Origin of the sequence: Psychrobacter sp. AT9 (genome assembly GCF_047272965.1) — a bacterium.
Lineage (GTDB): Bacteria > Pseudomonadota > Gammaproteobacteria > Pseudomonadales > Moraxellaceae > Psychrobacter > Psychrobacter glaciei.
This window is the reverse complement of the sequence record NZ_JBKOTW010000001.1, coordinates 3,420,230-3,428,510: the sequence shown is the minus strand read 5'-3', so window position 1 is coordinate 3,428,510 and position 8,281 is coordinate 3,420,230. Positions and strand designations below refer to the sequence as shown.

Genomic DNA, 8,281 nt, shown 5'->3' with positions numbered 1-8,281 from the left:
GAAAAACAATAACCCCATAATCCAAAATAATAAAGGTGCCTAAACGGCATAATTGGTCGACCAGCATCCGATATTGTCGCTGAGTACTATCTCAAAAAAACCATTAGAGAATACGCCAAAATCATATATCAAGCAGGGGGCTAATCTAACACAAATACCCTGTGGATAACATCCTGTTTTTTGTGGATAAGGCTGTGGATAGTTTTGTGGATAAGTCAACAACCCAAGTTATCCATATTTCACCCACAGGTTATCCACAGGTTTACCCATAGCCTAATATTTTGATAATAAAGGATAAATAAGACTTAACCCCAGATAATCGTGCTCCCAATAACAACAATACTTATATATATTAATCATTAATTATTATAGAGCACGACGATTTCTGTGGATAACTTTATGAAATTAAAACTGAGATCAGCCAGTCAGTAACTAATAAATTAATGGAATTCTGCAGTCAGTTGAAAGAATTTAATCATCACGTTGACAACAAAAAATTAGTTTATTGACCAAAATACAATGCAATGGTATAATCCTCCGTTATTACGAATTTAGTCCATTATTTTGATAGGTGAGTTATGAAACGTACATTCCAACCAAGCGTGATCAAGCGTAAACGTACTCACGGTTTCCGTGCTCGTATGGCAACTAAAAAAGGCCGTCAGGTCTTAGCTCGTCGCCGCGCTAAAGGACGTCATCGTCTTACTGTATAATTACTAGATAACGATAAGCATGGCTAATAGTGCTTGTTGTGTTTCTATTGTTTATAGATTGCGATAGTCAATCATCACAACTGACACGTAGCCGTATATCAAAAGCGCCCAAATAGGCGCTTTTTTTGTCTCTATATTTTATGGTTATTTTTGATATTGTCACCAGCTCTTATACTAGGTTGTACTATGTCCACTACTGTCCCAGCTACATCGACTGCCCGCTTCACCAAAGCGCAACGCCTGCTAACGCCTGCGGCTTTCCGTGAAGTATTTGACGCCCCTGAGCGTAAGCTACACCAAAGCCATCTCATGGCTTTTGTACGCACCAATACGCATGAGCAGCCGCGAGTCGGTATGGCGATTACCAAGCGTAAAGTACCTACTGCGGTCGCTCGAAATCTAATAAAACGTCAAATACGTGAGCAGTTTCGTGTAAAGTCCTCAGTGTTAGAAAATAAAGATATTGTTTTTATTGTCAAAAAATCAATTAAAGGATTAGATAACAAAGAATTAAAAAATGAAATAATTAATATTTTTAAAAAAATAGAAAAAAAATAAAATGAATTTAATTCATAAAAAAATAAAATTTTTGTTATATTGTTTTTTTTATTACATTATTGTTATTTATCAAAAAATGATAAGTCCAATCATTCCTGCCCGTTGCCGATATTATCCAACGTGTTCTAATTATGGCAAACAAGCTTTAGCGTGGCATGGAGTGCGAAGAGGCAGTTGGCTGTTGTTAAAACGTATTGGGCGCTGTCACCCATTAGGTGGCCATGGTATTGATTTTGTGCCTCTGCCCTTAGCGACCTATAAATACCAGTATTTGCCCTCTACTAAGTTGGGCAGTTCTAAAAACTTTGGTTTTGGGGTGTATCGAGACGATAAGAGTTATGTGAGCCGCTTAAACTATTTGCTGAAGACCACATAGAATAGGTGCTCGACTGGCTGTTTTGTTAGGTCTTCAGAGTTACCCACAAGTTATCCACACTCTTGGTATCATTCGAGGTGGATTTTTAGTAAAATGATGCACATTTTATGTAAATGACTGCCAATACTGTTGTCATGGCGATAATAGATAACGGTGCTTTGTGTTCATGACACATGCCCTAATTTTTCATTCCCTAATTTTTTAATCTAGGAAAGGTTTATGCAAAAGATATTTCGGGTGATGATCATCATTGCGATGCTAATCACCGCTTATCTGCTGATTTTGGCATGGCGAGATGATTATGCCGATGCACCAGCTGTAGACACGGTACCAGAAGCTGCAACGTCAGTAGGTGCTGACATTCCATCTACGACTGGCGCAGCAGGTGATATTCCGGTACAGACACTACCTGTGGATAACGCGACTGCTGTTAACGGCACTGTGACGGCTACTCCGGCGAAAGATGCTGGTTTGATTACAGTCACTACCGATCGCTATGATATAAAAATCAATCCAGAAGGCGGTGATATCGTTTATGCTGCTCTCAAGCAGTATGACGCGACGCTCGATAGCGAGACGCCTTTTGTACTATTAGAAAATAATAGCAATCGCGTTTACGTGGCTCAGTCTGGTCTGATTGGTCAAGACGGTATTGATACCGCAGAAGGTCGTGCCAATTATAGCCATACTGCTAATAACTATGTAATGGAAAAAGGGCAACAAACGTTGTCTGTACCGCTTACTTATAAAAAAGATGGCGTGACGATTACCAAGACCTTTACCTTTACGCAAGACAAATATCCGATTGATATCAGTTATCAAATTCAAAATGCCTCTGCCGCAGCGTGGCAAGGACAGATGTTTGCGCAGTTAAAACGTGATGATAGTAAAGATCCTGGGATGTCTGATAAAGGCGCGCTAAGCATGGCGACGTATTTGGGCGGCGCTTGGGGCACACCTGATGATCCTTATAATAAGTTGAAGTTCGGTAACTTTAGTGATGGTGAGTTAACGACAACCAGTGATAAAGGCTGGGTCGGCATCGTGCAGCATTATTTTGTCTCTGCATGGACGCCTGAAAATTTCACGGGTAAGTTCTTCAGTCGTGAAACTGCTGATGAGTATTTTATCGGCTTTAACAGTCAGCCAGTTAATGTTGCACCGAACAAGCAAGTCACACTAAATGCAACGTTATATGCTGGGCCGAAAGTACAGTCTGAGCTTAAAGATGTGGCAGTTGGCTTGAACAAAACGGTCGATTATGGTCTGTTATGGCCAATATCGAAGATCTTGTTTGCTATCTTGGATGGCATTCATAAGGTAATCGGCAACTGGGGTTGGTCAATTATTGTACTGACTATCTTGGTTAAAATTGCTCTCATGTGGTTCTCAAACAAGAGCTACTACTCAATGGCGAAGATGCGTGCCATCGCACCGCGACTTAAAGTGCTCAAAGAAGAGCATGGCGATGATCGCATGAAGATGTCGCAAGAAATGATGGCGATCTATAAAGAAGAGAAAGTCAATCCGATGGCGGGTTGTCTACCTATCTTGATGCAAATGCCGATTTTCTTAGCACTATATTGGGTACTGGTTGAAAGTGTTGAGTTGCGTCATGCCCCGTGGATCCTATGGATTCAAGATCTATCAGCGATGGATCCATGGTTTATTTTGCCATTGCTAATGGGCGCATCGATGTTTGTACAGCAACAGCTAAATCCGCAGCCTGCTGACCCAATGCAAGCAAAGGTAATGAAATTCTTACCGATTATCTTTACTGCATTCATGCTGTTCTTCCCAGCGGGTCTGGTTTTATACTGGACAGTGAACAACTTGTTTAGTATGACTCAGCAATATATCGTTAATAAGAAAGTTGACGAAGAGCAAAAGCGACGTACGGTTAAAGTGCTCGACTAATCGACAAGTAGTTAGTTCTATAATAAAAAAACCATCGCATAAGCGGTGGTTTTTTTATACGTCAAACCTAGTATTTGCTTATATTGGTACGCGCTAAAAAGCGCAAAATCCCGCTATGTAAAGATTGCTTTGTCAGCATGCTTTTAGCCGTCTATAATGGGGTTTTTATCTATTGAGAGTAAGCGTGAATTCTGTCGAAGTGACGTTAGCACTTGGTTCATCTGAAAAGCCTGATTCCTCTAAAAATCATAAGTCATCTGGATTGGCCACCATTGCCGCAATTGCCACACCGCTTGGGCGCGGTGGTGTTGGGGTTATTCGTCTGTCAGGTGCGCGTGCTTATGACATTGCCTGTCAGCTCACTGGTAAGTCTGTTTTTGTCCCGCGTATGGCCAGCTTTTGCCGTTTTTATCAAGAGGATGGCACGACCATTGATGAAGGCTTAGTGTTGTACTTTAAGGGGCCGCACTCATTTACTGGTGAAGATGTGATTGAGCTGCAAGGGCATGGCGGCATGATTTTGCAAAATCAGCTGCTAGCACGGGTGTTTGAATTGGGCGCAAAACAAGCCAGTGCAGGGGAGTTTTCTTACCGCGCTTTTGACAACGATAAGCTGGATTTGGTACAGGCAGAGGCTATCGCTGATGCGATTGATGCGACCAGTGCTGCCGCTGCCAGTAGTGCTATACGCTCGCTAAGTGGTGAGTTTTCACAAAAAATTAATGAATTGCTTGAGCAGCTTATTCATCTGCGTTTACATGTTGAAGCCGCCATTGATTTCCCCGATGAAGAAGATGTTGATTTTTTATCTGATGGCGTTATACAAACCAATCTTGAGAACACGCAACAAAAGATACAGCAAGTACTGTCGACCGCAAAACAAGGTCAGCTATTACGTGATGGTATTCACGTGGTATTGGCAGGCAGACCAAATGCTGGCAAATCGAGCTTGCTGAACCGTCTAGCAGGACAAGAGCGCGCTATCGTCACTGATGTCGCAGGTACGACACGCGATACGCTACAAGAGACCGTGGTACTGAATGGCTTGACGCTGCACCTAACCGATACAGCTGGCCTACGTGAGACGGAAGACACCGTAGAGCGTATTGGCATTGAGCGCGCGCGTACCGCTATTACGCAGGCTGATATGCTGATGATGGTCTATGATGTGACCCGCGACCTTGAAGAAGAAAGTACGCCACTACAGCTGGCTGAGCAGTTATTTGGCAAGCTACCAGAGGCTAAGCGATTATTGATTATTGCCAATAAAAGCGATTTACTAAACGGTTTGAGTGACGAGGATGCCATGTCCGCTTCACAGATTGAAATAAAGAATCGTGGTTATGAACAAGTCAATGTTTCATGTGAAACAGGCGCTGGTATCGATACATTGGTCGAAGCGTTGTGTGCTAAAGTGGGTTTTCATCCGCCCGAAAACAGTCTCATTGCCCGTACGCGGCATTTAGATGCACTCAGACGCACAGCAGACTATTTGGCAGAAGCACACGAACAATTAACCGTCTTTCAGGCAGGTGAGTTGGTGGCTGAAAGCTTACGTCAAGCTCAGCAAAGCTTGGCTGAGATTACTGGTGAGTTCAGTGCCGATGATCTACTGGGTAAAATTTTTGGCAGCTTTTGTATTGGCAAATAGCTTTTTTAAGCCAGCATAATTAATGGCTTTGTTGAGCCGCGCGATTAAATCGTCGATGTTGCCGCCTTTAATATTAAGACAAGGAAAGTAGTATGCATTGCCCGTATTGTAATGCGTCAGAGACCAAGGTAATTGATTCACGGCTGGCGGCAGAAGGTGCGCAAGTTCGTCGCCGCCGTTCCTGTAATAGTTGCCAAGAGCGTTTTACCACGTTTGAGATGGTAGAAGTGGTAATGCCAAGAATTATCAAATCAAGCGGTAAAATTGAGCCTTACGACAATGAAAAGCTGCGCCGCTCTATACTTTTGCCGCTACAAAAGCGTCCGATCACGATTGATGAGCAAGAGGCAATGATTAGCCGGATAGAGAAGCGCGTACGGCAAATGGGTGAGCGTGAAATTAGCAGCAAGGTCTTGGGCGAGATTATCATGAGCGAGCTTAAAACGCTTGATGATGTCGCTTATGTACGCTTTGCCAGTGTTTACCGTGACTTTCAAGACATTGATGCTTTTCATCAAGAAATCGCTAACATCCGCCCCACCGAAAAAACTGACGATAACGTTAAGTAGGGTCTGTTGAACATTCAAATATTAGGACTGCTGATCGCTAAAATCGCATCAAACTAGGCGTAAACTGATGATAATGTCGAGACCTTAGCTAGGTTTACAACAACGTTTGGGGTGATTTTAGCATCAGCCTTTCAGGGCAGGGCTATTTTTTGCCAATACATGGCGAAATTGTCTACCCTAGAATGACTAGGCGTCAAAAATTTCACTGCGTATTGTCTAAAAAATAGCCACTGCCAGTTCCACATTTGAATGTTCAACAGACCCTAGTCTTTATTAGCTACTTTCTTATTAAGTGTGACCTCTTTATGACGCTCTCAAATCACCAACTTTCAAACCATGAACAAAATGCTAAAGACCAGTATTTTATGATGCTTGCTATCGAGCAGGGTAAGCGAGGTCTCTATACTACGAGGCCCAATCCAGCGGTAGGATGCGTTATTGTTCAGGCAGAGTCTATTGTCGGTCAAGGCTTTCATCCGAAAGTAGGGCAGCCTCATGCCGAGGTGTTTGCCCTGAAAGAAGCAGGTACGCGAGCAGTAGGGGCAACTGCTTATGTAACCTTGGAGCCGTGTAGTCATACAGGACGTACGCCACCTTGTGCGCTTGCGCTGATTGCTGCGGACGTTAAGCGAGTGGTGATTGCAGGTCTAGATCCCAATCCACAAGTCGCTGGACGCGGTGTACGTTTACTAGAAGAGGCAGGTATTGACGTCACTATTGGTGTATTAACGCAGCAAGCAGAGGCCTTAAACCGCGGATTTTTGAAAGCAATGCGCACTCAGATGCCTTATGTTCGCCTTAAGATTGCTACCAGTCTTGACGGTCGTACCGCGATGGCGACAGGGGAGTCAAAATGGATTACAGGCCCTGCTGCTCGAGAAGACGTGCAAAATCTGCGAGCCCGTAGTGGGGCGATTATCACGGGTAGCGAAACCGTTATCGCTGATGACCCACAGCTGAATGTACGCTCAACTCAATTGGGCGTACTATCTGAGCAAGTTCCCGCTCCCAAGGTTGTCGTGCTCGATAGACGTCAGCGCTTAGCGCACAGCTTACAGTCTGATTATCAGTTATGCCGTCGACCGGATACGATTTATTGGCACGAAGATAACTTAATGGCATTATTAAAGAATTTAGTCAGCGAGCATCAGTGTTATGAAGTATTGGTTGAAGCTGGTGCGAGCGTGGCAGGCAGCTTTCTAGCCCAGCAACTGGTCGACGAGCTTATTGTTTATCAAGCGCCTTGTTTGTTGGGAGCACAGGCTCGCCCAATGGTTGACTTTAATCCACTATCGTTGGCGCAGCAGCTGCGTTTTGATATCGATAGTTATGAACAAGTTGGCGCTGATCTTAAACTGACCTTATTGTCTTTATAACTCGGTTGTCTCTCACTGGCCTGCTCACAATATGCGTTAGATGTGTGCGGAATGTGGATAAATTAGTAAATCTATTTATGGTTTCACATGGAACTGTGTATAACTTTGTTTCACATGAAACGGAAGAGTCCGTTTTTGTGAATAATATTAATATATACGTATAAAAATCAATGCTTTATGGTTTATTATGAAAGTTTTTAGGTTTTTATGCCGACTCTGATTTTCTGTGGATAACTTGGTGAAAATATAGGTCTTTAACAACATAAGGGTTGATTTACTATGACTTATCCACAACTTATCCCCTATTACGCTTAAAATAGGTGTGTTTCACTTAAAAGCTGTGTGTTTCACTTAAAAGTTAAGGCAAGCAAACGTTGCCATCAATATTGATAAATGCCAATACGTTGTCTATGACGACAATATAATAATGAGATGAGGTTGATATGTTTACCGGAATTATAGAAAGTGTCGGAAAGGTTAAATCCATGCAGCCTACGGGTGGTGATATACGCTTGACGATAGAGTCTGATGGTTTAGATTTCAGTGATGTGAAACTGGGTGACTCTATTGCTTCTAATGGTATTTGTTTGACGGTTGTGGATTTTGGCAGCAATCATTACTCGGTTGATGTCTCACGTGAAACAATTGCGCATACAGCGTTAGAAGATTTAAAGCCAGGTCATATCGTCAATTTAGAGAAAGCGATGTTGCCAACCACACGTTTTGGCGGCCACATTGTCGCAGGTCATGTGGATGGTGTTGGTGTCGTACGTAAGTTGCAAAAAGACGCGCGTTCTATCTATATTGAGATCGAGATACCGCAAGAGCTAGCGCATTATACAGCGACCAAAGGTTCTATTACCCTTGATGGCATTAGCCTCACCACGAACTTGGTACGCGATAATATCGTCTCGTTAAATATCATCCCGCACACCGCACAAGTCACCAATATTGCTCAGCATTGGCTGGTAGGTGATAAGGTTAATGTTGAAGTGGATATCGTCGCGCGCTATTTGGAGCGGCTGTTAACCAAGTCACAAACTGACAGTAAGACAGCGCAAAGTACACCAAGTAATATCACTGAGACTTTCTTGGCTAATAATGGCTTTATGAGATAGTAA

Annotated in this window: 8 protein-coding genes; all 8 read left to right on the top strand. The window is 43.0% G+C overall.

Translation table 11 applies throughout. The annotated features are described in order from the left end of the window. The first annotated feature begins 578 nt into the window (after nt 1–578). The 8 genes from rpmH to ACMFL8_RS14305 all read left to right on the top strand — a co-directional run bounded on the left by rpmH (nt 579) and on the right by ACMFL8_RS14305 (nt 8,278). Nucleotides 579–713 carry a 50S ribosomal protein L34 gene (gene rpmH, locus ACMFL8_RS14340; RefSeq protein WP_007394757.1) on the top strand — a complete coding sequence of 45 codons (135 nt, stop codon included), beginning with the start codon at nt 579–581 and terminating at the stop codon, nt 711–713. A 186-nt stretch (nt 714–899) separates the two neighbouring features. Next, nucleotides 900–1,271, top strand: a complete 372-nt coding sequence (gene rnpA / locus ACMFL8_RS14335) for a ribonuclease P protein component (RefSeq protein WP_413191350.1) — start codon at nt 900–902, stop codon at nt 1,269–1,271. A 1-nt stretch (nt 1,272) separates the two neighbouring features. Continuing rightward, nucleotides 1,273–1,647: a membrane protein insertion efficiency factor YidD gene (yidD, locus tag ACMFL8_RS14330; RefSeq protein WP_413191349.1), complete on the top strand. Its 375-nt coding sequence runs from the start codon at nt 1,273–1,275 to the stop codon at nt 1,645–1,647. Between the two features lie 219 nt (nt 1,648–1,866). Beyond that, the gene (gene yidC / locus ACMFL8_RS14325) at nt 1,867–3,564 is read left to right on the top strand and encodes a membrane protein insertase YidC (RefSeq protein ID WP_189583885.1); all 1,698 of its coding nucleotides are present in this window, start codon (nt 1,867–1,869) and stop codon (nt 3,562–3,564) included. Nucleotides 3,565–3,826: 262 nt separating this feature from the next. After that, on the top strand, nt 3,827–5,215 hold the full coding sequence (gene mnmE, locus ACMFL8_RS14320; protein WP_413191403.1) for a tRNA uridine-5-carboxymethylaminomethyl(34) synthesis GTPase MnmE: 1,389 nt from the start codon (nt 3,827–3,829) through the stop codon (nt 5,213–5,215). Nucleotides 5,216–5,307: 92 nt separating this feature from the next. After that, entirely contained in the window at nt 5,308–5,784 is a 477-nt protein-coding gene (gene nrdR, locus ACMFL8_RS14315) for a transcriptional regulator NrdR (RefSeq protein WP_010197173.1), read from the top strand. Between the two features lie 305 nt (nt 5,785–6,089). Beyond that, nucleotides 6,090–7,160: a bifunctional diaminohydroxyphosphoribosylaminopyrimidine deaminase/5-amino-6-(5-phosphoribosylamino)uracil reductase RibD gene (gene ribD, locus ACMFL8_RS14310; RefSeq protein ID WP_194620521.1), complete on the top strand. Its 1,071-nt coding sequence runs from the start codon at nt 6,090–6,092 to the stop codon at nt 7,158–7,160. Nucleotides 7,161–7,603: 443 nt separating this feature from the next. Then, nucleotides 7,604–8,278, top strand: a complete 675-nt coding sequence (locus ACMFL8_RS14305; RefSeq protein ID WP_194620520.1) for a riboflavin synthase — start codon at nt 7,604–7,606, stop codon at nt 8,276–8,278. Nucleotides 8,279–8,281 lie beyond the last annotated feature (3 nt).